The organism is Arthrobacter sp. lap29, from assembly GCF_032458965.1.
Classification (GTDB): domain Bacteria; phylum Actinomycetota; class Actinomycetes; order Actinomycetales; family Micrococcaceae; genus Specibacter; species Specibacter psychrochitiniphilus.
In genome coordinates, this window is record NZ_JAUCEK010000007.1 from 168,679 (window position 1) to 192,597 (window position 23,919).

General features: G+C 58.7%; 20 protein-coding genes. 9 read left to right on the forward strand and 11 right to left on the reverse strand.

Annotated features, from left to right (window positions below; all coding sequences use genetic code 11):
* Window positions 1-305: 305 nt before the first annotated feature.
* The 9 genes from RY113_RS13305 to RY113_RS13345 all read right to left on the reverse strand — a co-directional run bounded on the left by RY113_RS13305 (window position 306) and on the right by RY113_RS13345 (window position 11,965).
* A complete protein-coding gene (locus RY113_RS13305; RefSeq protein WP_315914932.1) occupies window positions 306-761 on the reverse strand; it encodes a hypothetical protein in 456 nt (151 codons plus the stop codon).
* Window positions 762-1,129: 368 nt separating this feature from the next.
* Window positions 1,130-2,353 carry an ABC transporter permease gene (locus RY113_RS13310; RefSeq protein ID WP_315914933.1) on the reverse strand — a complete coding sequence of 408 codons (1,224 nt, stop codon included), beginning with the start codon at window positions 2,351-2,353 and terminating at the stop codon, window positions 1,130-1,132.
* Between the two features lie 2 nt (window positions 2,354-2,355).
* Window positions 2,356-3,285: an ATP-binding cassette domain-containing protein gene (locus RY113_RS13315; RefSeq protein WP_315914934.1), complete on the reverse strand. Its 930-nt coding sequence runs from the start codon at window positions 3,283-3,285 to the stop codon at window positions 2,356-2,358.
* Window positions 3,286-3,331: 46 nt separating this feature from the next.
* Window positions 3,332-4,087: a CPBP family intramembrane glutamic endopeptidase gene (locus RY113_RS13320; RefSeq protein WP_315914935.1), complete on the reverse strand. Its 756-nt coding sequence runs from the start codon at window positions 4,085-4,087 to the stop codon at window positions 3,332-3,334.
* A gap of 185 nt (window positions 4,088-4,272) precedes the next feature.
* Window positions 4,273-4,434 (reverse strand): hypothetical protein, encoded by a 162-nt coding sequence (locus tag RY113_RS13325; protein ID WP_315914936.1) that lies wholly within the window; start codon window positions 4,432-4,434, stop codon window positions 4,273-4,275.
* 562 nt (window positions 4,435-4,996) lie between these two features.
* Window positions 4,997-5,746, reverse strand: a complete 750-nt coding sequence (locus RY113_RS13330) for a type II CAAX endopeptidase family protein (RefSeq protein ID WP_315914937.1) — start codon at window positions 5,744-5,746, stop codon at window positions 4,997-4,999.
* Window positions 5,747-6,118: 372 nt separating this feature from the next.
* Complete coding sequence (locus RY113_RS13335) at window positions 6,119-8,437, reverse strand: HAD-IC family P-type ATPase (protein WP_315914938.1); 2,319 nt, start codon at window positions 8,435-8,437, stop codon at window positions 6,119-6,121.
* A 293-nt stretch (window positions 8,438-8,730) separates the two neighbouring features.
* On the reverse strand, window positions 8,731-10,179 hold the full coding sequence (locus tag RY113_RS13340; RefSeq protein WP_315914939.1) for a wax ester/triacylglycerol synthase domain-containing protein: 1,449 nt from the start codon (window positions 10,177-10,179) through the stop codon (window positions 8,731-8,733).
* 64 nt (window positions 10,180-10,243) lie between these two features.
* Complete coding sequence (locus tag RY113_RS13345) at window positions 10,244-11,965, reverse strand: GAF domain-containing protein (protein WP_315914940.1); 1,722 nt, start codon at window positions 11,963-11,965, stop codon at window positions 10,244-10,246.
* Window positions 11,966-12,158: 193 nt separating this feature from the next.
* Between RY113_RS13345 and RY113_RS13350 the strand changes: the two genes are divergently transcribed.
* The 3 genes from RY113_RS13350 to RY113_RS13360 all read left to right on the forward strand — a co-directional run bounded on the left by RY113_RS13350 (window position 12,159) and on the right by RY113_RS13360 (window position 14,570).
* Window positions 12,159-12,641, forward strand: coding sequence for a pyridoxamine 5'-phosphate oxidase family protein (locus tag RY113_RS13350; RefSeq protein WP_315914941.1), 483 nt, complete (start codon window positions 12,159-12,161; stop codon window positions 12,639-12,641).
* Between the two features lie 40 nt (window positions 12,642-12,681).
* On the forward strand, window positions 12,682-13,761 hold the full coding sequence (locus RY113_RS13355) for a zinc-dependent alcohol dehydrogenase family protein (RefSeq protein WP_315914942.1): 1,080 nt from the start codon (window positions 12,682-12,684) through the stop codon (window positions 13,759-13,761).
* 314 nt (window positions 13,762-14,075) lie between these two features.
* Window positions 14,076-14,570: a VOC family protein gene (locus RY113_RS13360; RefSeq protein ID WP_315914943.1), complete on the forward strand. Its 495-nt coding sequence runs from the start codon at window positions 14,076-14,078 to the stop codon at window positions 14,568-14,570.
* A gap of 255 nt (window positions 14,571-14,825) precedes the next feature.
* On the opposite strand, the gene RY113_RS13365 is transcribed toward RY113_RS13360, so the two are convergent.
* The gene (locus RY113_RS13365; protein WP_315914944.1) at window positions 14,826-15,626 is read right to left on the reverse strand and encodes a beta-phosphoglucomutase family hydrolase; all 801 of its coding nucleotides are present in this window, start codon (window positions 15,624-15,626) and stop codon (window positions 14,826-14,828) included.
* A 1,208-nt stretch (window positions 15,627-16,834) separates the two neighbouring features.
* Between RY113_RS13365 and RY113_RS13370 the strand changes: the two genes are divergently transcribed.
* Window positions 16,835-18,376, forward strand: coding sequence for a DUF4389 domain-containing protein (locus RY113_RS13370; RefSeq protein ID WP_315914945.1), 1,542 nt, complete (start codon window positions 16,835-16,837; stop codon window positions 18,374-18,376).
* 12 nt (window positions 18,377-18,388) lie between these two features.
* The gene (locus RY113_RS13375; RefSeq protein WP_315914946.1) at window positions 18,389-20,020 is read left to right on the forward strand and encodes an AarF/ABC1/UbiB kinase family protein; all 1,632 of its coding nucleotides are present in this window, start codon (window positions 18,389-18,391) and stop codon (window positions 20,018-20,020) included.
* A gap of 40 nt (window positions 20,021-20,060) precedes the next feature.
* Here RY113_RS13375 and RY113_RS13380 read toward each other — a convergent pair whose 3' ends face one another.
* Window positions 20,061-20,315: an SHOCT domain-containing protein gene (locus RY113_RS13380; RefSeq protein ID WP_315914947.1), complete on the reverse strand. Its 255-nt coding sequence runs from the start codon at window positions 20,313-20,315 to the stop codon at window positions 20,061-20,063.
* A 194-nt stretch (window positions 20,316-20,509) separates the two neighbouring features.
* Here RY113_RS13380 and RY113_RS13385 point away from each other — a divergent pair, with 194 nt between their 5' ends.
* From RY113_RS13385 to RY113_RS13400, 4 genes are all read left to right on the forward strand, one after another.
* Window positions 20,510-20,980 carry a pyridoxamine 5'-phosphate oxidase family protein gene (locus RY113_RS13385; RefSeq protein ID WP_315914948.1) on the forward strand — a complete coding sequence of 157 codons (471 nt, stop codon included), beginning with the start codon at window positions 20,510-20,512 and terminating at the stop codon, window positions 20,978-20,980.
* 71 nt (window positions 20,981-21,051) lie between these two features.
* Window positions 21,052-21,528 (forward strand): pyridoxamine 5'-phosphate oxidase family protein, encoded by a 477-nt coding sequence (locus RY113_RS13390; RefSeq protein WP_315914949.1) that lies wholly within the window; start codon window positions 21,052-21,054, stop codon window positions 21,526-21,528.
* A gap of 62 nt (window positions 21,529-21,590) precedes the next feature.
* Window positions 21,591-22,232 (forward strand): NAD(P)-binding domain-containing protein, encoded by a 642-nt coding sequence (locus tag RY113_RS13395; RefSeq protein ID WP_315914950.1) that lies wholly within the window; start codon window positions 21,591-21,593, stop codon window positions 22,230-22,232.
* 46 nt (window positions 22,233-22,278) lie between these two features.
* The gene (locus RY113_RS13400) at window positions 22,279-23,868 is read left to right on the forward strand and encodes a heavy metal translocating P-type ATPase (protein ID WP_315914951.1); all 1,590 of its coding nucleotides are present in this window, start codon (window positions 22,279-22,281) and stop codon (window positions 23,866-23,868) included.
* The last annotated feature ends 51 nt before the right edge of the window (window positions 23,869-23,919 follow it).

Consider the following 23,919-nt stretch of genomic DNA (forward strand, 5'->3'; position numbering starts at 1 on the left):
CAGCGCCTCGATTGACCAGCGAGGGACGATCATGTCCGACCCGAACCAAGCCGCCAGAACAGCGCCCGAGACGGCCACAAATACATTGCCGGGTGCACCGCAGACGTGTGCCGGTGCACGCAAACTTGCGCGGCTGCTACCACTTTTCTGAGTGCTCGCTGGGTTCACGCTCGGTGCGGGCCTCGGATAGACAATCACCGGGGCGGTCAATTCGGCACAAGCGGCCGCCGCGGAGGAAGCCGCCATCGAAGCCCCTGAGAAGGCGAAGTCTTCGCTCGTCGTTGACGCTGCCCGCAAGTGCGGAATCAGGTCCGTAGTCTCTCCTGGCCTCGAACGCTTCGAGAACCCCAGGACAATGCCACTGCCGGCACGATCCCCAGCAGGGCAAGAACGAGGATCAGCTCCAACGCGCCAAGCCCAAAGTAGACGCTCTGCAGCCAGGAATAGCCAACAATGGCCAGTTCGATATAGATCCATATCAGCATTCCGAAACCGGCAATCGCCGCCATCAGCAGCGCCCAATTCCGTCGTACGAGTAAGGACACCGCGGCGACCAACTGGGTTCCGCCGACGATAACACCCAAGATGAGTCCGGGGACCAGAAAGGTCGAGAACGGAGTGCCAGCCAGATGTGCCAACGGGACCCCCGCTCCGTTGAAGACAATCGCCAGCACGGCGCCACCGAATGCCGAAACGGCACCGAAAATAAGAAGTACGACGAGTGCGCTCGAAAATATCCTGCTGGAAATCGGGAGCCTCACGATTAACGACCTTCCTATGGTTTCTGGCTCTGGGCCATATGTGAGTGGTTAGAGATAGTTCGTGGCGGTGGTCCCAATATGAATCATTGAGAAGAGAGTTGCCGGAATAAGCGACGGATAACTCTCCAGATAGAGCCCCACACAGATGAAATAGGCAGAAGGCAGGACCGCCATCATCACCAGAAATGGGCAGAGTCGCCAACAGGGCGGCCGGGGGCCGTCACAGTACCGGCCGGCGAGGGCGGCCGAAGTTGAGCCATTCCATTGAACCTCGCGGAGGCAATCAGCTGCACGGTTCCTCCAGCTGATTGTGGAACCCGCCGACCAAGACGCTGGCGAACATCGCGTTGAGCTACGCATCTCGACACCTACCCGGCTTTTCTGGACAGGATGGATTTCAACGGGACCTTTTTTGTGTAGGAGATGGATCCGTACTGGAAAATGCTGACGGCCAGCCGGAGCATGGCTGCAGCGCAGATGAACAGGATGGCGATGACGATGACGGACTCAATGATCCCCAGCGTGCCAAGCCCGTTGCGGATGAGAGCCGTGGTCGGTGCAGTGAATGGGAAGTAGGTGAAGATCTGCACGATGACCGTATGGGGGTCCGAGACGACCAAGCCGACGACATAGAACGGCACGAAGATTAGTGCCATCATGACGCCAATAAAACTGCCAGCCTCTTTCGCGGTGGGCATGGCCGCCCCTACGGCAACCAGGGTGGTGGTGTACAGGGAGAAGCCGCCGAGCATGATCAAGAACCCCACGGTCATGCGCACCGGGTCAAAGACCAGTTGTGTGAGATCCAAGGACGGCAGGTTCAACTGGTCACGAAAGAACACGTAACCGATGACGACAGGCAGGGCGAAGACAAGGGCTTGCAGCAGTCCGATCATGAACAAGGTGATGACCTTGCCGGTAATCAGGGTTGTTGGTTTCAGTGTTGTGAGGATCATTTCCGTGACGCGGTTTTCCTTCTCCTCGAGCGTCGAATTAACCATCTGTCCTGCAAGCAGCATGATCAGCCCGTAGAAGACCAAGATGAAGAGCAGAGGTGGGACTACAGAATTGAGGCCCCCGGCCTCGGTGAATCCTTGATAGGTCGTGACGTTGATTGTCGCGGGATGTTGGGCAATGCTGGCCAGTTGGGGTGAGCCGATCTTTTCCTGCACGGAATGGCTGAGCATCTCCTGCGCGACGGCGGCGTATTTTCCATTCTCGAAGATCCCCTGATCAACTGCATAGACTTGGATGGGTTCCGTGGCCGGATCCGCGGGGAAAACAAAGTAGGCATCAGTTGTTCCCGCCTTGACGGCGTCAATGCCTTGGCCGGGACTGCTGGCTTGAACGGCGCCGAACATGGTTGCGCTCTGGTCCGTGACAAGGCCAGAATCATCCGTGTAGGTGATGCTGAACTGGGCGCTCTTCTGGGCGTCGCTGGTGCTGCTGGTGGTGGTGTTGCTGATGACGGTCAGCACGAGAATCACGGCAATGGCTGCCGGGAAGGCCAGGGTCCCCAGCCAGAACTGTTTCCTGCTGATGGTCCGGAGGAATTCAAAGGAGATCACGGTGCCCAGATTGTGCTGTGGCATGGTCAAACTCCCGCCATTTCGCGTTGGTATGCAACGTTCTGGTCCCCGTAGATCCTTATGAAGATATCGTCCAGGGAAACCTTGGTGACGGTGAAGCCGCGAACGCACACTCCGGCGTCCAGCAGCCCACGCAAAATGAGGGACTCATCTTTATCACCGACCAGGGCCAGTTCCGCATAGTTCTTTTGTTCCAGCTCCACCGAATAGTGTGGTGACACTGGGATCTGGCCGGAGTATTTGAGCCGCACCATCCTTCCGCCGTAGCGGTTCTGCACCTCATCGATGGTGCCGTAGGCCTCGGCCGTACCATTTTTCAGTAAAAGAACACGGTCGCACAGCCGTTCGACCTCTTCCATCTGGTGAGTGATCATGACGACGGTGGCCCCGGCCTTCTTCTGGTCGGCGATGATGTCCATGAGCAGGCGCCGGTTGACCGGGTCAAAGCCCTTGGTGGGTTCATCCAGAATCAGCAGTTCCGGATCGTTCATGATCGTTACCCCCAGCTGGATCTTTTGCTGTTGGCCGCCAGACAGCTTGTCGAGTCGGAGCTTGGCCTTGTCCGCTAGGGCCACGCGTTCCAAGTAGTCAAGGGACCAGCCCCTTGCCGTGCGACGGTCCATTCCCTTGAGTCGGCCGAAATACGTCATTATCTCGATGACCGGTTCTTTCTTGTAAAGGCCACGTTCTTCCGGCAGGTAGCCCAGACGGCTGCCGTCCTCAGGGCTGAATGGTCTGCCATTGATATGCAGTATCCCGGAGGTGGGCTGATAGATGCCCAACAGTGCGCGAACCGTCGTGGTCTTGCCGGAACCGTTGCTGCCCAGGAACCCGAAAGTCTCACCCCGCCGGACATCAAAGGACAAATCGCTGATAACCCTGTTATCCCCGAAGTCCATCCTGAACCTGTCAATGTGCACGAGCGCTTCGTCCATGGTTCACCCCGTTCTGCTGTAGTGGTGTTTTTCGTGCCCGCAACATTTAGGCCACCTGGGCCGAAGCCGGGACAGCCGTGACAGCAGCTCCGACCTTCGCGAGGCGATTCCGCAAGAACAGAATGTAAGGGATCATCACGACCGCGATGATCCCCACCGTCACGGAATCCCACAGCACGGAGTGAGCGGTAATCGTGCCGCTGATGTTAAACAAGATATGGAAGGCAACGCCAGGCATGATGCTTCCGGTGAGCGCCACGCAGTATGCCAGCGCGATACCGATGAGCACTGCCGCGACCACCTGCAGGGCCTGGTCGGTGAGCGAGTACCCGCGCAAGAGGTTGACGATGTGGCCGAGGCCGAAGGTGACTCCCGAAATGAGGATCGCGCGAGTGAGGTTGCCGCGCCTCCTCAGTGCCTGGAGCAAGAAGCCGCGGAACAGGAGCTCCTCGATGAATCCGACGGCCGCCATTAGGAGAATCGCGTACAGGATGATTTGCAGGTCCAGGTCGGGCGCGATTCCCTTGGCGTACTCCAGAAAGGCGATCGCGAAGAGAGGGAGGTAGAAGAGCACGGGAGGCAGTGTGCCGGGCGGCACGGACCGGACTCCGTAGAACGCGAGACGGCCACCCACCCGTAGGTAGATGATGAGCACGGCCGACAGCGCAACGAGCACGATGCTCGTCAGCTCGGGAAACTGCACCATTTCCCCGAGGAAGTCGCCGATGTTGACGGCGACAATGTAGATCGCAATCCAGATCAACGCGTGCCAGATGGGCTTGGTGTCCTGCAGCTTGCGCATGTGACTCCTTCAATGGTGACCCGCAATTGCAGGTCTTGGTCAAAATCGGTCTCTTGAACGGAAAATGGGAGCCGCTCGGGTATACGTCGAGAGATTTCACGGCAGCTTGTGGAACCGCCGACGAGCCGCCATATCCTGTCAGCGAATCGTTCCGAGACGATTCAACAAGTGCAGCTTAGGAGTGATCAGCGCTTCCGAAACAGCACCGGGTACACGGCAACGGACAACACCCCTGCGATCACACCTGCAGTAGTGCCGACAGCCCAGGAATCAGTAATCCAGTGGGCAACCCCTATGACTACGGTGGTTCCTCCCACAACCGCGGCAATGAATGCGAATATCCGCATTGGGGTGTTTTGACGTCGAGGCACGGACGTCACGCTACGGCCCTCTTCCCCACACTGACGCCAGTGTAAGTTGTGGCAACGTCGGCTACCTGTCGATGTTGGGTTTCGGCGGTCATTTGGATGCGCGAGTGACTGGCTGCGTTGGCTGTCATACTAGGTGCCTTCCGTTGGCGTGCTGGGTGTCTCGCCTTCATGCGATGCATCCTCCTCCCAGTACAGGTCCACTATCGGTAATCAGATAGAGGCAAAGGTCCCCCCATGACGGTCTTCGATGAAGAGACCACTCATGGTTGGCGGTTGCCACGTCTCATTCGTGACTTACGACCAGGCTGGCAGGAAAGGTGAGGCGTACGACGGCCTCCCTTTGCGGCGCCATAGACATGGGCACCCACCCCGTAAACCGGAAGGCGACCGTGACCGTCAGTCACAACCACCTCACGATTACGGCCCAATGGCGCGGCGATGAGGCGCAATGTAAGCCACGCGTTCGTTGAGTTGGCGGCTTTGGTGGCGGAGCCTCTTATCATCGAACGGGTGGTATCCAGCACAGCAACGGGCCGGCCTAGCCCGCGCGAATATTGCCCACGTCTGGTGGCTCGGGTTTGAATCCAAGGCGTCCACGCGTGGCCAGTGTGAGGCAAATCGCGGAAGCGATATAGACCCCGAGGATCACAAGATCGATCGAGTCGGCCAGACCTCCGCCGTTGGAATCTTCCGGCGCGACGGCGAGGGTCAACAGGTTCTGTGCCGGTGTGAAGCTGGCGTGCAGCAGGAGACAGACAAGAACACTGCCGCTGCGGTTGTAGAGCCACGTGTAAAAGAAGGCGAGAATCAGCGGCACGACGAACCCAGCTGGACCATAGAGCGGAATGTGCCAGACGCCCCAGGCCAGGCCGAGGAACAACGTAGACACGAGGGGAGAACGTCGAGCCTGCAACCGTGGGAGAGCGAAGCCTCGCCATCCGGGTTCCTCGAAGCCACCTCCCACCGTCGCGACCAGCAGGAACGTGCCGAGATAGCTCGGGGCAACGCCCAACAGTAAGGCGAAATCGAGTTCGTGGCCGAGAGCGAACAGAACCAGGTTGATCACGGCAAATATGACGGCGGGAAGCAACAGGGCAATGACGTAGTAGCCCGGGGACACCCGCCACACCAGCAGGGAGCGCAGCCATTCGCGCACGGAGGTCCCAGAAAGACGAGTGATCACGAGGGCAGAAAGGAACGGGCCTAATCCGCCCAGGAGAAACACGACCCGTCCTCCACCCAGGGCGGCGACGCCCCAGAGAGACCAAGAGATCGCGTAGGTCAGCACGAAAAAAGACAGGATCTGGTGAACTGCGATCCAACCCCGCAGCCTCCCGTTCCCCAAAGCACCCCGGTCCAAGCTCACCTCAGACAGCCTCTAATGTGAGTTGTGTTGCCTTGTTCGCCGAACGCCCCTCTGACCCGCCAGCCGGAGGCACCTGCCGGTTCGATGCCCGGCAGTGCCAGACCGATGATCACTCCGGAAACGGGTCGAGAGAGTACCGAGTCAGTCACGGTAGAAGTCCTTTGAACGAAGGCTGAACCACCCGGCATTCGGATGGCCACTTCCACTCTCCCGCGCCCAAACGGGCTCACATAGAGGCGAAAGACCCGCGAGTGCTGTGCAGCCGCCAACTGGTATCGCATTGGTCGATGGATTCTAGCGGCGGGCCTCAGCAAGTGCGTTGACCCGGGCTCGGATCCGCCCCAGGATCTCGACGGCCAGACAACCTCCGACCGAGGCGATCATCGTTACTTGCAGCAGTGGCGGCGGAGGCACTGCAAGGTTAAAGAAGTCTCTCGTCAGGGGAATCGTCAACAGTCCGAAAAGCACTACGTACATGGCTGCCACGATGGCGACACGCGTCAGGTTCAGTGGTCGGGCTACTACAACGAGTATCCAGAGCGCGATGAGTGAGAGGGTGATCACAGATGCACTCTGTACGTCCTGGGTGGAGAAACCATCGACAAAAGTCGTATACGTCTTCACCGCCACAATGCTGGCAGTGAGGATGAGTCCCGCCGGAATCGCAAAAGAGAGAGACCGTTTCAGGAATCCTTGACGGTAGCGGCGGTTGTTGGCCATCAGTGCGAGGAAGAAGGCCGGGATTCCGATGGTCAGTCCGTCGGTCACGGAGAGCTGGCGGGGCAGGAAAGGGAAGCCCCAGATCAGTGCGCCGAAGAACACTGATATAGCAACGGCGTATGCGGTTTTGCTCAGGTACAGCATGGAGACGCGTTCGATGTTGGCGATCACCAGGCGACCCTCAGCCACGACGCTGGGGAGCCGGTCGAATCGCCCGTCAAGCAACACCAGCCTGGACACCGCCTTGGTGGCTGCGGCCGCCGTGTTCATGGCAATTCCTATGTCGGCGTGTTTCAGCGCCAGTGCATCGTTCACGCCGTCGCCGGTCATGGCGACCACGTGACCGCGTCTCTGGAGCGCCTGAACCATTTGCTTCTTCTGTGTCGGGGTCACCCGGCCGAACACCTGCTGCTGGTCCATTACGTCGGACAGTTGCTCGGGGTCGGCGGGGAGCCTTCGGGCGTCATAGCCTTCTTCGACGTGAATGCCAACCTCCCGTGCCACGGATGCCACCGTCTGAGGGTCGTCGCCAGAGATGATACGCACTCCCACGCCCTGGTCGTGGAAGTACGAGAGTGTGCGAGCCGCGTCGGGGCGCACCTTTTCGCGGAAGGTTAGCAACAGCACCGGCGACAACCCGGGCGGGAGTCTGGTGCCGACTTCATCGCTGGCCGCAGCACCCGTTGCGAAACCGGGCCCGGCGGCGGCATCCGTTGCATTCATCTCGGGACTGTGTGCAAGCACGAGCGTTCTCATGCCGGCCTGGGCCAGTGCGTTCGCTTGGGTCAGCACGGCGGAGACCGACCCACAAGGTGACATAGGCCGCGGTTCGGGGTCCAGAACAATTTCGGGCGCGCCCAACACCCAAGTTCCCGGGGCGACTGCGTCGGGGCCGAACTCGACTGCGCTCCACTTGCGCTCGGACGAGAATGGGATGGCGGCGATGGCCTGAAGGGTTTTGGTGGCTGGGAACTCTTCGGTGAGGCACCGGGCCGTCGCGTTTGCGTTGGGATCGGCCCCGAACCAGCCTAGGCTTTGCCGCCACCCGGGTTCTTGGTCAGTTCCCCACCTGGACGAAGCGGCGAGGGGGTGCACGGCGTCGAACATGATAGCCCCCTCAGTGAGTGTTCCTGTTTTGTCCAGGCAGATGATGTCTACGCGGGCGAGCACCTCCACTGCGGCTAGTTCCTGGATGAGCACCTTCTGCCGGGCCAGCCGTACGCCGCTGACAGCGAAGGCGACGCTTGTCATGAGGACCAGGCCTAGCGGAACCATGGCGATGATGCTCGCTACGGCGCCGACTGCCGCGGTTCGCCAGCTCCCGTTACTGATGGCCAGTTGCCACCCGCCTGAAGCCTGCATTTGGCCGTTTGCGACGATGAGCATGATGGGCAAGAGCGCCCAGGTGATCCACCGCAGCACTCGGTTGAGTCCATTGCGAATCTCAGAATTGACCAGCGAAAACCGCTTGGCCTCGGCCGTTAGGCGGCTGGCAAAGGACTCGGCACCAACGCACGTGACCCGGACCCTGCCATTTCCGGCAACGACACTTGATCCAGAGAGCACGCTGTCGCCTGGGGACTTCAGCACTGGATCCGCCTCGCCAGTGAGCAGCGACTCGTCGATCTCGAGGCTCTCGCCGTCGAGCATCGTGGCGTCGGCCGACACCTGGTCCCCGGCACGAAGTACAAGGATGTCGTCCTGCACCACGGCTTCCACAGCAATGTCCTGTACGGTGTCGTCTCGAAGCACCCGGGCGTTCGGGGTGTTGATCACGGCGAGCCGGTCGAGTGCTCGCTTGGCGCGGTATTCCTGCACCACCCCGATCACTGCGTTGCCGACGGCGGAGAATCCGAACAGCGCATCTCGCCACTGGCCCAGGACGAGGAGCAATATGAAGCTCCCGGCCACTATCGCGTTGAACAGCGTGAGTACGTTCGCGCGAACGATGTCCCACAGACTTCGGCTGGAGGCCTGTGAGATCCGGTTCGTCAGCCCAGCCGTTTTCCGGTGGGCTACCTGTTCACTGGACAGGCCCCGGTGCGCTGGTCGGCGTTCGACAGCATTGGCTCCCCTATTCACCACAGGTCAGGCCGAAGCTTCAACATGATTGAACCCTACAGGAGTGGCACAGCTCGGGCCCTGCAGCTTATCTGCCAAGGGGAGACCGCTCAAGCGCTGGAAATTCAGACAGCCAGCGACTCAAGGTCTAAGAACTCCTGCGCCAGTATTTCTCCCAGCACGGCCACGTCGGGGCACGCGTCCGGGTCCGCGGCGATCGTCACTGCAAGCTCGCCAGCATAGCTGAGCACCACGAATGACACCGTGATGTTGCCGGTTGGCACGCTCAGCGGCAAGATGCCGGTAATCGGACAGCCAAACAGCGCCTGCCCGATCTCAGTGCCGCGTATCGTGCTCGCAAAAGTATGGATCAGCCGCTGGGAAGTGATGAACCTCCGGTATAGCCCCACTCGCGCTAACAGCCGGAACAGCGGGCTGAGCACGGCAGTCGAAGCCCCGGGTGGCTTCTGCTTGGCGGCGCGCGTTAGCTCGGCGACCGCATTGAGCCGAGTAACCGGGTCACCCACGGCCGGGATGGTCAGCGGGATCACACCACTATGGTTGCCGAGGTTCCCGCGACTGTCCTGGCGGCGGTCTGAAAACGGCACGGAAATGACGATCTCATCAACATGCTCTCCACGCCGTTCCAAGAGACGCTGCAGCGCACTGGCGACGGATGTAAGCACGACGTCGTTCACCGTGGCACCGTGGAGGCGGGCAACCCGGTGAACCATGTTGACCTCGGCCCTAACGATAACAAAGGTGCGTCCGGGTCCCGTCGGCCTATTGAGCGATGTGGGTGCCGCCCTTACCCTGACCGCCGGGTATAGTTCGGCCGCCGCGTTACCGATCCGGCGCAGTGCCGCAGGGAGCCGACGGAGTGAACAGATGCGTCCCAACGCGGCATCGACGGCCAGCTGTGTTCTCGACGGGCCCGGTCGCGGAAACCCGGAGTCGGCCACCTCTGGTGTAAACCTCATCAGGGTTCCCCTCCCCTGTGTGACGGGATTCTCCCCCGCACCATCGACGAGTCCCGCCAGGACCGCCAACCCTCCGATCCCATCGGCGAGCACGTGGTGGAAGACCAGAATCAGGGCTGCCTCCCCCGGTGCAGTGTCTGTAACAAGCGTTGCCGCCCAGAGCGGGCGATCACGGGGCAACCGGCGTCCGATCAGCTCGGCCGCTATTCCCAGCACCACCGACTCACCCCCGGGAGCTGGGCACGGGAGCGTGGTCACGTGGTTGGCGATCTTGAACGAGGGCTCATCAATCCAGACCGGCCGGCCGCACCCGAATGGCGTGTTCACCAGACATTGACGAAGCTGTGGGACCGACGTGATGCGCTGGGCAAGGAGGTCGAACGCCCACGCCGGTTCTAGACCGTGCCCTGCATGGAGAAGCAGCACTGCGCCGATTTGCTGAGGAGTCGACCCGCGCTCGGACACCAGCGACATGAGATCGTCGGTGGTAGCCCGGAAGATCGACTCGGCCTGGTTCATGCACCAACCGTACATCTGAACACTTATCCCGAGGATGGTCGCACCCAACGGATCAAAGGAAGCATTCCTACTCAAACCCACTTGGCATGGAATGACCAATCAGGAAATTGGTGGTTCAACGATGCTACCGAGAAGCCTGTCACTGAGCAACTGCAGCAGGAACACGCCATATCAGACGAGTTCCATTGCCATCTGTACTTTCGAGCTCAAGAGTCCCGTGGAGTAATGCTGCACGTTGGCCCATATTGGCAAGACCACTGCGATGCTCCGGAGTCCCCAGACCAACTCCGTCGTCGTCAATAATGAGCGTCACGTGCTCCACGTTCACATCGACAGAGACCTCGATAGCCCCGGCATCGGAATGTCGAACAGCGTTGCTTAGCCCTTCGGATAGGACCGCCAGAAGATGCTTGGCCGTCTCATCCGAAATCTCAGAGTCGATGGGGCCAGCCAAATTCAACCGCGGTGCGAAAGCAAGTGGTTTGGCAGCGTTGCGAACGGCTCTTAAGATCAAGTCGCTGAGCAGCTCTGTTTCCCCGGAACTGACTCGCAATGAATAGATGGTGTTACGCAGATCCCGAATGGTCTCGTCGAGTTCTGTGGTGACGGCCCGGATGCGCTTGGACGCCGTCTTGTCTGTAATAAACCGCTGCAGGCTCTGGATACTCAGACCTGCGGCAAAGAGCCGCTGGATGACGACGTCGTGCAGGTCCCTAGCAATCCGATCCCGGTCTGTGAAGATCATGATCTGTTCGCGCAATCGGTGAGTCCTAGCCAATTCCAAGGCCAAAGCAACATGGGAGCCAAAAATGGCGCTCATCTCCACTACTACCTTGGAATAGCTGCCAGATCCTTGACTCCGGGCCAAGATCAACAAGCCTTGATTCTCGCCTTGGGGCCCCAAAGCAATGACAATGATGGGCCCAAACGCTGTCCCGTCCTCGGCACCGAGCAGATCAGTAGCGTCATCGAACACCGTAGGCACACCCGTCCGCAATACCTCCGCGATTGCCGGCGAATCCAAAGCCAACGAGCGGCCAACCAAGAGGGGCGCTCGCTCGCCAGCGGCGGCGGCAACATATAATTCAGGCCCTCCGTCTGAGGAGACCCCGATCATCGTCAGAGTAGAATCCGACTCCATCAAAGCGGTGGTAGCAATCATATCCAGACTGCTTTCAGTGATGTTGCGTTCATCATCCATCATCTTGCCAGTGACATCCATGCACGCTTCCAGCCAACGCGAACGGTGCCTAGCATCCGCAAACAAGCGCGCATTTTCAATGGCGACCCCTGCCGCGGCGGCCAGTGCCACCGCCAGTTCCTCATCCTCAGCAGTAAAGTCTTTACCCCCATCCTTTTCAGTCAGATACAGGTTCCCAAAGACCTTTCCCCTGACACGTACAGGGACCCCCAGAAAGGTCACCATGGGTGGATGGTCTTCCGGGAACCCATAAGAAGAGGGGTGCTCATGCAAATCGTGCAGGCGCAACGGGTGCGGGTCGCTGGTCAGCAGTCCCAGAACGCCGTGCCCGGTGGGCAAGGGACCGATCTTGCGGGTGAGTTCCTCGTCTATACCAACAGTAATGAAATGACTCAGTGATTGGTCTTCACCGATAACACCCAGGGCCGCGTAACGGGCATTCAGAAGTGTGCAGGCAGATTTCACAACCCTCTCCAAAACCGCATCCAGACTGAGGTCTTCTGATACGGAAACTACGGCGGCCAGCAAGCCGCGCATCCTTTCCTGTATGGAGAGCAACTCTCCCGCCCGGTCTACAAACTCCCGCAGCAAGTCCTCAATCCGGATCGTGGCTGCGTTTGGCAACAATGGAACAGTCTCATGCGCATCAGATTCGCTCATAGACCCACCTTCGAATGAACATCGGATATCGGTCATCGTGCCAAAGCCCCCAAATCCAGGGCATTATTGACAGCCTACGCCCGATACCAGCATTCCTGCCGTTAACGTGAGTCAACACAGCACTATTGAGGTATCCCAAGCCGGGGACTTTGTACCCTATGCTCCAGAGGATCAGGGGCCTAGTGTCGATCTCATGACTACTAGGACGCCACCATCAGGTACCGCGCCGGTGATTGAGCTTCTATCCGAGGCTCAATGCTGGGAAATGCTCAGAGGACAAGTAATCGGACGACTTGCTGTTGTCGTTGAGGACCATCCCGACATTTTTCCCATCAACTACGCCGTCGGCAATGGTTCACTAGTCTTCAGAACAGCGGAAGGCACTAAACTGTACGGCTCAACGAGCAACACCCCTGTTGCCTTTGAGATTGATGGTTATGAGCCTAAGTCAGAAGAGGCGTGGAGTGTAGTACTTCGGGGCACGGTCATGGCTATCCGTGCCGGCGCTGAGCTTGCCGCAGCAGAAAAGCTCACACTTGAGCCGTGGCAAGGCGGCACCAAGAATCACCTGATGCAGATCATGCCACTGAACATCAGTGGCCGGAGATTCCACGTTACCAAGCCCGACATTTGGAGAACACCGTTGGCTGATGCACGGCGTGCCTCTTTTCAGTAGCCCCCTGTTTGACAAGCCGCCCCAATAGTAAGGACACGTAATGAAAGCACTCGTCTACAACGGGCCAGGACACATCAGCTGGGACGAGGTCCCTGATCCGGTAATCCGCCACACTACCGATGCCATAGTTCGCGTCGATACAACGACTATTTGCGGCACGGATCTTCATATTCTCAAAGGCGATGTTCCTGCAGTGCAAAAGGGGCGCATTCTGGGCCACGAAGGAGTCGGCACGATCATTGAGCTTGGCTCATCCGTCAGCAACTTTGCGGTGGGCGACCGTGTCATCATCTCGTGCATTAAGTCATGCGGCCACTGCACCAACTGCCGAACCGGCTTATACTCCCACTGCCTTGGGGACGAAGGGGAATCTGGCATTGGCTGGATCTTCGGCCACCTCATCGATGGGACCCAGGCAGAGTATGTCCGCGTGCCCTATGCGGACAATTCCCTGTACAAGTTGACTGCCAACGTCAGCGACGATCAAGGGGTCATGCTTTCAGACATCTTGCCGACAGGATTTGAAATAGGTGTACAGGCCGGTCATGTCACCCCAGGAGACGTCGTGGCAGTGATTGGTGCCGGACCTGTGGGTCTTGCCTCCATTGCCACAGCTGGCCTCTACGGCGCAGCGACAATCATCGCCATAGATCTGGATGAAAACCGACTCAACCAGGCACGCGATTTCGGTGCCACCAACATCGTGGTGTCCGGCTCCCCCGGCTGGGAGGCTGAAGTACTGGCCCTTACCGACGGTGCCGGCGTCGATGTGTCAATCGAGGCCGTAGGCATCCCACGAACACTCACCATGGCACTGAAGCTGGTCCGTCCGGGCGGCCGCGTGGCCAACGTCGGGGTCCACGGGCAAGATGTCACACTCGAAATGGCGGAGTTGTGGATTCGAAACATCACCATCAGCATGGGACTGGTCAATGCCAACACCACCCCCATGCTCCTCAGGCTCGTGGCCCAAGGAAAAATCCCTGCCGACAAACTGGCTACGCACCACTTCACCTTTGACCAGTTCCTCGACGCGTACGACACCTTTTCCCGCGCTTCTGAAACCAAGGCTCTCAAAGTCATCCTTAGTCGTACTACCAACACGGGCACTGCCATCTAGTCAACACGGTGCCTCGTTGGGGAATCGGTCGCGTAGTCTATGCCCAGCCTCGAGCCGCTGGGCCCATAGAGGATCAGCAGCTGGTTGTCGATGCGAAGCCCTTGGTTGGTTCGTCCAGAATGAGCAGTCCGGGTCGTTGATCTACGCTACCCCTCACTCGAATTCATTTCCCCCACATGTCGCAGTACTTTGCATGGTGTCCTTTCGGTACTGGCGGATTCTCTATACTCTGCGTAGTCCGAACAGCTAGTCTGATGAAGCCTGCTGTCAGCGTCCTGGCAGGTCTTCAATTTCCGGAGAAAGTGGTTTTTCACATGGGGTTAGATAATTCAGAAGCGCCCGGCGAATCGCCGGGGAATGGTTCGAGCGACGGCACCCCTCCCATTCAGGGGCTCAGCTATCCTCTGCAACTGGCCTCAGCCGTGATGTTTGTAGCCGAGCTCGATCGCTCTGTGGCCTTCTACCGGGAATTCCTGGACTGGGATGTCACGGTCCACAATGAGTCCGTGGCCCTGCTGGTCAGCCCGGACGGCTACCAGTTGTATCTGCGCACCAGGGGCAGGCGTGCTCAGCACCCGGTGGGCACTATTGGTGTCCAATACCTGGCCTGGACGGCCCGGAATGTTGCAGATTTGAGACGATGTGAGCAGATGCTCCGGAAGTACTCCACACAAGTCACCTGCCAAACTGTCGACGGTTTCACCTTGATCGAGGGGTACGGTCCTGACCATGTTCCGGTGATGGTCACCTATCCGGGGCCAGCGCAGGCACCACGGCATGAAATCCTGCAACGAATATATGGCTGGTAACCAATTACTCGAGAGTAGAGCTTGCCGCAGTTGGCAACGTTGAGGACGTGCTGCCCTGATCTGAGGCAACCTTACTCGGGTTCCTCTTAGGGCAGCATGCGCAGACCAAGCATCCCGTTGAGCTATCAGCCGGGCAAACTAGGCGGCGCACATTCATGCATTTTTCCCCGCCACCAATATTTCCGTTCGAGAGCGCAAACAACAATTCCGGCTGGCCCAGCAGTTCAGTCGCTACGCCCTAATGCCCGATCACGATTAGCCAAGCAGTTCGGCCAAGTCAGAGACGACGATGCTGGCTCCATGGTCCATCAGGGCCTGAGGCTGCCCGGCCCGGTCCACCCCGATGACCTGGCCAAAACCGCCGGCCCGGCCCGCCTCCACACCGACCAACGCATCCTCAAAGACCGCACACTCGCCCGGGTTCATTCCCAATGCCCGAGCAGCTGCCAAAAACATGTCCGGGGCAGGCTTGCCCAGCAGGTTCTCGTGACGGGCCGTTAGCCCGTCGATACGTCGGTCAAAGAGGTCTTCAATCTTTGCTGCGGCCTGCACCGCTTGGCAGTTGGTGCTGGAGGACACGACCGCGCAGCGCAGACCCGCCCGGCGCACCGCATGCACATACCGCACCGACTCTTCAAAAACCTCAACGCCGTCTTCGTTCATCCGCCGCAGCATCATCTCATTCTTGGCGTTGCCAAGCCCATGCACGGTCGCGGTGCCGACACTGTCGCGTGGGCCGCCATCCGGTAATATGATGCCCCGCGAGGCCAAGAATGACCGGGTGCCGTCGTCGCGGGATTTGCCATCAACGTATCTGGCATAGTCGGCACCAGCATCAAAGGCCACGAAAGGTGCACCGGTGTGGCGGGCACACTGGTACAAGTAGACATCGAACATTTCCTTCCACGCCGCTGCATGTACGGTGGCCGTCTTGGTAAGTACGCCGTCCAAGTCGAACAGGCACGCACGCAGACCCCTGTTCAAACCCACGGAGACCGGATCGACCAGCCCGGCCCCTCCCGCGTTACCAGGACCCTGACCAAATGTGATGATCATGGCTGGATCCAGGCCCGCCCGGTGTCCGCGATGACGGCTGCCGGGCAGCAAGAACGGGCCGCCGCAAGCTGTCTCACTGAACACCTAGCAGCGGTCCGACGAATCCGCAGCGGCCCCGGGCCTCCCACCACGCCCGCGTCCGTCTTTGCACGAACAAGAACTTCTCCTGGGCGCCCCTCAAAGGCTTCCGACGTGATCATCAAGGCCTGGCCCGCTCGGAAATCAGTCCCGAGCCGGGCGACTCCAGTCTCCGCCCATTGCTGCGAGGCCAGCGATCCGTCCGAGCCGTCGACCCTGACTGCGATCCTCTTCCCGTGGAAACTCTTCCTCACGCGGTACAAGTGAGTTCGTCCCGCCTGCGCAGTGTTGCCGTCCGCAGTCATTGTCCTGTTCCTTCCATAAAGAGATTTTTGGTGGCGCAGGCATGGATGGGTGGGGTTACCGGAGGCGCAGGTGACCGACTTTCACACCGAGGATCGTATCTACATACCACCCCTATATGCAGCCATCGTCAAGACAAGGCACCCAGCTACTCGGAGAGGAACAGCGAGTAACCCGAATTGCCAAAACAGCTGTGTTGTACCTGCTTCCAAGCGCAAGAACGGGGAACGCCTTCGAATTTGTCTGGTTGCCAGTGGTTGTCGGCGCACAGAATCCTCAGGACTATCGAGGTCTTTCTTGAAATCATCGCCGGCACCGGCACCGTGGCGGTATTTCGAGCTTGGTGACTCTCGCTTCCACCTTCCCTGTCTGGCGAACCCCCACATGGGAGGGCCCTACCATTCCCGAAAAATGGGAACTGTGGACACAAGGGTTGCCCCACGGCTGATGGGAGCAGGGACTACCCTTTCGTGACTGTACCGGTCGGAATGCAGGTTGGCGCGATTGCCACAGTGACACACCAATAACGAATCAGCACATTCCCGGCGCGGATCGTGTGCTGGGGCTGGCCAGCCTATGTGCCCTGCTGGCCAAGATCAGGGGCACCACAGCAGTCATCATGGCCACGCCTGTGATCGATGCCAGCCCGAGAGCATCTCACGACAAGATCGCGACACCAAACTGCTGACAATGCCGAAGAGGCCGTCCGAGCGACATGAGTAGCCTCAGCCGACCCTGTGCAGTGATCGAGTCAGCGGGGACCTTCGCCTCTAGTGCTGCCAGGTCTGGACCCGCACAGTGGTAAGCAACGAAAGCGGTGTGATGACATGACTAACAACTCGGTAATTGAGAGTAAGAACCCGCCCTCGGGCAACGCGCGACAAGGAGGAGGTGCAGGCGCAATTGTTGCCTTAGTACTGGGTATACTGCTTGCGCTGCTCGGTGTCGGCGGGATCGTCGGCGGCGTTGCCTCAGCAGTGGTCAATTCCCAGCAGAGTACGGACGGCTATTTCAATTCCCCGACGCGTGGGCTCTCTACCAATTCCTACGCGCTCTCCTCTCCCCCGGCCCAAATCGGGGTCGACAAGGTTCCCTTTGACCTTGGCAGCATCCGGTTTGACGCCACTTCCACTGCCCCCGGCGGCGAAGTGTTCATCGGTATTGGCCCAAAGGTTGACGTGGAGAACTATCTAAGGGGTGTACATACAACCGAAATCACGGGTATCGAAACTTCCCCGTTTCGGGTGAGCTACGCTGACAGCCCTGGCTCGGCACTACCAACGCCACCGGCGGCGCAGAGCTTTTGGGCTGAATCCTCTTCCGGCGCAGGTCCGCAGCAAATCACCATGGACCTACGCGGTGGCGATTGGGTCATGGTGGTCATGAACTCCGATGCCACCGCTGGGGTCAGTGTGAACATGCAGGCCGGATTCCACTCGGAGTTGCTTGGTGCCCTCACACCAGCCTTGTTGATTTCAGGCATAATCTTCCTGATCATTGGGGCGGGATTGATCGTCGTAGCTGCCATCGGCTTAGGCCGGCGAGTCCCGTCAGCCAAGCCAGGAACGTTTGGGCCACGAACCGAGGAACAGGACAATTTCGGTCCCGTGCCCGTCGAGGAGACGCTGAATCTCGACAAGAACGACGGCGTGACCCCCGCCGGGATTCTTCCGGTGCGTCACTATCCCGCAAGACTTTCCGGGCAGCTGGACCCCCAACTGTCCCGAGGGCTCTGGCTGGTCAAATGGCTCTTGGTAATCCCCCATTTGTTTATTTTGTTTTTCCTGTGGTTCGCCGTCTTGATCAGCACGATCATTGCCGGGTTCGCCATCCTCTTTACCGGGCGTTATCCACGGGCTCTGTTCAACTTCAGCGTTGGTGTCCTGCGATGGAACTGGAGAGTTACTTTCTACTCCTACTCGGCCTTAGCCACCGATAAGTACCCACCATTCACTTTGGCGTCGACCGATTATCCCGCCGACTTCGAGGTCGACTACCCCCAGCGGCTCTCCCACGGACTCGTCCTGGTCAAATGGTGGCTGTTGGCCCTACCTCACCTGCTGATAGTTGCCCTATTCACCAGCGCAGCGTGGTCGGCTTGGAGTCAGGGGGACCATTGGTCATCGGACTACTCCCGTGCAGCCGGGTTCTCCTTGCTTGGCATTCTGGTACTCATCGCCGCCCTCATGCTCCTGTTCACTGGCCGATACCAACTCCCACTCTTTGACCTGATCATGGGAATCAACCGCTGGATCTACCGTGTAGCCACCTACACACTCCTACTGCGGGACGAGTATCCGCCGTTCAGACTGGATCAAGGGCCAGACGAACCAGCCCGCATCGAACACCAACGAATAGTTCACCAATGATGGGAGCTATCCATGAGCAACCATTTTGAACGCTACGCCGAGGTCGCGGAAATCTTGGCACGGCATGGTTTCGGCTCCCTGGCCACAAGAATGGGGTTGGGACGGTTGCACCTTCTGCCAGGAACGTGGCCAGTTGACGATCTTTCAAATCCAGAGCGGTTGAGACGGGCATTGGAAGAGCTTGGACCGACGTTCATCAAACTTGGGCAGGTACTTTCCACCCGGCCAGATATCCTTCCGTCAGACTTCCTCACCGAACTATCCAGACTTCAAACCGAGACACCCCAAGTACCTCCAGAGATCATCCGTTCCCTCATCGAGCAGGAGCTCGGGGCAACACCCGAAGAGCTTTTCAGTACTTTTAGTGACGTTCCACTGGCAAGTGCCTCTATTGGCCAGGCACATGCAGCAACACTGCATGACGGCACCGCAGTCGTGATCAAGGTTCGCCGCCCAGGAGTCGTCGCCCAAGTCCAAGAGGACCTAGAGATTCTGACGAACCTCGCCCACCAAGCAAGTCGAAACTGGGCGGCAGTGGCAGATTACAACCTTGAGGCGATCGCCAGTGGGTTTGCCGCAACACTTCGCGCGGAACTCGATTACCTACAGGAAGGCCGAAACGCGGAACGTTTCGCCAAGAATTTTGCCAATGATCCAAGCATCCATATTCCGAGAATCTTTTGGCCCACCACCACGTCCCGGGTACTGACAATAGAACGAATCTATGGACTAAAGATCGACGACGACGAGGTCCTAGGCATGCCGGCCGCCGACAGGAACCGCTTGGCTGACCTGGCAGCAAAGGCCGCAGTCAAAATGATCTTTGAGGACGGCTTTTTTCATGCAGATCCACACCCAGGTAATCTTTTTGTTGAATCAACTGCTCGCATAGGATTGATCGATTTTGGCATGGTGGGTGAGGTGAGCCAAGAGCTAAGGGGCCGGCTCGGGAACTTGTTGATGGCATTTAACGTCAATGACCCGGATCGAATCGGCCGTGCACTGCTCGAACTTTCCGTCAACCGTCCCGTCGCAGATCGTGACCACCTAAGGCAAGACGTTTTACGCTTCATGGAGCAATATCAAGGACGTCAACTAGGCCAAATCGAAATCTCGCCCCTGATCAGGCAAATACTGGCCATTCTGCGCAATCACCATGTTCAACTCCCGAGCGAAATCGCCATGCTGACGAAAATGATCTTCATGACCGAAGGAATGGGGGCGCGACTGAATCCGAACTTCAACCTCGGGACAGTGATTAAGCCCTATGCCCGCAAGATGACCTTCGAACGGGCAATTCCCCGCAATCTCATCCGCAACCTGTCTCAATGGGGGTTGGAGGCCGCGGACCTGGGCGCCAATCTTCCCGACAAGATACGGCGATTACTTGACGTTCTTGACGACGGCGTCGAGGTCCACTTGCGGTCAGAGGAATTGGTCCCGCTGGTGAGCCGAGCTGAACGAATCGGCAACCGTCTGGTCGCAGGGATGATAGTTGCGGCATTTGTTCGAGGGATCGGCGAGCTTACAGCGGCAGATCAGGAACGACTGCGGACATGGCAAAACGCCCTCGTTGCCGGCGGCTCTGGTGTCGTGACGGCCCTAGGCAGTTACCTAGTCTGGACCGCCCGGCGACGGAAGTGACACTGACTACCGTTTGAGCTCCTAAGGTTCCGCTATCACTTCAGTCCCGGCCGCTGAGCACCGCACGTCGGGATGTGAATTCAGCTTCATCAATCTCACCCTCAGCGAAACGCTCATTCAGAATGGCCTGAGCATCCGCCCTCCAAGGTGTGTGTCCAGCTGCTGGTCGCCCCACCTGCTGACGAAGCGCCACGAGGAGAGCGGCAGCTGCCACTCCCCCGAGAAATAAAGTCTGCAGTCCCAACACACCAAAGGCCACAGCGAACCATCCGTTCCCATACATGCCATACATCATGGCCACACCCCTCTTCTTGACAGAGACCGTTTCTCTTTCTTGATCGAGACTACGGTTGCCCAGCAAGACGCAGCAGGGTCTAAAGTCACTTTGACCTCGCTTTTCGCAACAAGAACTAAAGAGCGAAACATCCACCCGAGGTTCGGGTCCTTGTACCCTGTTCCATGGAAACCCCGAGCCATAACGTCATGGGTATGACAAACAGCAATGTGGTGCCAATGCCAGAGATTCTTGACCCCCAGCAATGCTGGAGCCTCCTTCACCAAACGTCGATTGGACGATTGGCTTTCACTGTTGAGGGGCGTCCTGATGTGCTTCCCGTGAACTACAAGGTGGACCAAGAGACAATATTCTTCCGAACAGGGAATGGAACAAAATTCAGCGCCTTGGAGGGTAGTTCCTACGTTGCTTTGGAGGCCGATGCCGTGAGCGCGGAATTCGGCACAGCTTGGAGTGTGGTCATCAAGGGCCGTGCTGTGCTAGCCCGCTCCACGAACGCCAACCTTGAAACAATCAGCCGAGCCCTTTTCCCTTGGCAAGGCGTAGAAAAGCAGCACTTGATCCATATTGTTCCTGAAACGGTAACGGGCAGGCGCTACACCCTGACGGCTCCGATGTCGTGGAGGATTTCCCTCGAAGACGCAATCCGGGCCGGACTCGAATAGCACCCGATGGGCGGCTACATCAGGTCTTTGGACTCTATTGGCACTGTGCCAGCCCACCTAGGCTCGATCATATGACGAACAATCCAGCCCCAGCCAGTGCCCCCACGGCCGAACTACCTGTCCACGAGTGCTGGGCAATGCTTCGTGGTGTTTCCGTCGGAAGACTGGCCCTCTGGGTCACCGATCATCCCGATATTTTCCCCATCAACTACACAGTTGACCACGGCACGCTCGTCTTTCGTACGGGCCCAGGAACCAAACTTGCTGCAGCACTAGGAGAAGCTCCTGTGGCTATGGAAGCTGACGGAGTCGACGCCACCAGCGGCGTCGCCTGGAGCGTTGTCGTGAAAGGCATTGCAGCACTTATAGATTCAACCGAAGACGTCCTAGACAGTTTCTCGCTGATGCTCTTCCCCTGGCAATCGGGATGCAAAGACACGTTCGTCCGTATCACTCCAACCCTGATCACGGGACGCAAGTTCAAGGTGGCCCCTCCGACACAGTGGTGGACCACTCAAGCAGATTCCCCCCACGCTTCGCCTGAGTGAAATTGTTTGAAACATTCGACTTTGCCAGATACCCACATCCCCCTCTGAAAGGCCTCAAAGCCATGGAACAGATCACTATTATCGGCAGCGGAAATATGGCCAAGGCCATCGCCGTTCGCATGCTCAAGGCTCGGCACTCCGTGCAGATCTTGGGACGCAACGGGGAAAAGACCCGCGAGCTCGTTGAGATTCTCGGAGCAGGAGCACAGGGCGGCGGGGAAGGTGCCGTCATTGAAGGCGGCATTGTTTTCCTTGCGGTCCCCTTTGAGGAGGCCAAAAAATCGGTGATTTTCTACGGCGAGGCGCTGGCAGGAAAGGTAGTTGTGGATATCAGTAACCCAGTGGATTTGGCCACCTTCGACCAGCTCCTGACTCCCGCTGGAACTTCAGCGGCCGAAGAGATCGTCCGTCATACGAGCGCTGAGGCGTTCGTGGTCAAAGCGTTCAACACCTGCTTTGCCAAGCCGCTGGAGTCGGGATCAGTTTCCGGGGTACCACTGGATGTCTTCATCGCTGGCGACTCTGAACAGGCAAAGGTTAGGGTCAGCGCCGTTGTTGCAGCCGCGGGACTTCGCCCCATTGATGTCGGACCACTGCGCCGGGCACGCGACCTCGAGGCCATGATGCTCTTGATCATGGGTTTGCAAGTCAGCCCGGAACACAAGAACTTCAACTGGGACACCTCATTGAATCTTCTCCCGTAAAAACTCCACAAACACAGCCGTCCCCTAGGCGAACTGGAAAGCGGCCATGACCATAATTCGCAACCACCTCATGATTACTGCCACGCTGGTGGTGGGGTGCGTGGTGCTGCTATTGCTGGCCGTGGGGCAGGCTGACGGCGCGCAATTACTCGCGAGTGTTTTTGCTGGCGCTGCCGCCGTCTCGCGAGGAGCCTCCATGATCCGCGACATGGTCCACGGGCGCTGGGGTGTTGACTTGCTGGCCGTCACGGCGATTGTCAGCACCATCGTCGTCGGAGAATACCTCGCGGCCCTCATCGTTGTACTGATGCTCTCCGGAGGGGCAGCCTTAGAAAAGTACGCGTCAGGTAGAGCCCGAGCGGAACTCTCCGCACTGCTGGACCGTGCCCCTCAAACCGCACATCGCGAAGCTGAGGGTGGGTCCCTAGAAGATATTGCCGTCACCGAAGTGGCGGTCGGAGACGTCCTAATCGTGCGCCCTGCGGAGGTCGTTCCGGTCGATGGTCGACTGTTGTCTTCATCTGCATCATTTGATGAATCAGCCATCACCGGAGAAAGCCTGCCCGTCGAAGTACAGCGGGGCGGAGGCATCCTCAGTGGATCGATGAACGGGCCGGAGGCTACCCGGATGGAAGCCACCGCCACTGTGGATGATTCCCAATACAGTCGCATTGTGGCACTGGTGCAGGACGCTTCCACTAGCCGGGCACCCGTGGTCCGTCTGGCTGACCGTTATGCGGTGCCGTTTACCCTGCTTGCCTTAGCCATCGCAGGTGTTGCTTGGTTGCTCAGCGGCGATGCCCTGCGTTTCGCCGAAGTACTCGTTGTCGCGACGCCGTGTCCGCTACTTATTGCAGCTCCTGTTGCCTTTTTGGGCGGCATGAGCCGGTCCGCGCGAAATGGGATCATTGTCAAAAATGGCGGCACGCTCGAACAACTTGCCCGCGTCAAAACAGCGGTCTTTGACAAAACCGGAACCCTCACCCAGGGCCATCCCACGCTCGAGGAAGTAAGAGTCTCACCCGCGAATCAGGGTTTTCCCGACGCTAAGGAGCTCCTGGCCCTGGCAGCCTCTGCCGAACAGTATTCAGCCCATGTTTTAGCTTCATCAGTGGTCAACTCCGCACTGAATCGCGGGCTGGAACTTTCTCGCCCCAAGGAAGCTTCTGAACATGCCACCGATGGGGTCAGCGCCCTCGTCGGGGAACACTGGGTGGTGGTTGGCAAACGATCCTTTGTTTCACAAACCGCCGGACGGATCCCGGATCAGGAGCCAACAGGCGGCCAGCTCGCAGTTTATGTGGGTGTCGATTCTCGCTACGCGGGAGCACTGATCATGAGCGATCCACTGAGGGAGAACGCGGTGGAGACGCTTGCAGAACTGCGTCGTTTGGGCGTGAAACAAACCCTGATGGTGACCGGTGATGCCCAGGCGACGGCACAGCATATAGCCATCCAAGCGGGGATCACCGAGGTGCGGGCCGAGTGTCGGCCATCAGATAAAGTCTCGATCGTGCAGAATCTGATTCCAAAACCGGTCATGATGGTCGGCGACGGCATCAATGATGCCCCCGTGTTGGCCGTAGCGGACGTAGGCGTCGCCATGGGGGCCAAAGGGTCCACTGCAGCAAGTTAATCTGCCGATGTGGTGATCATGGTGGACGACTTATCGAGGGTCTGCAGAGCA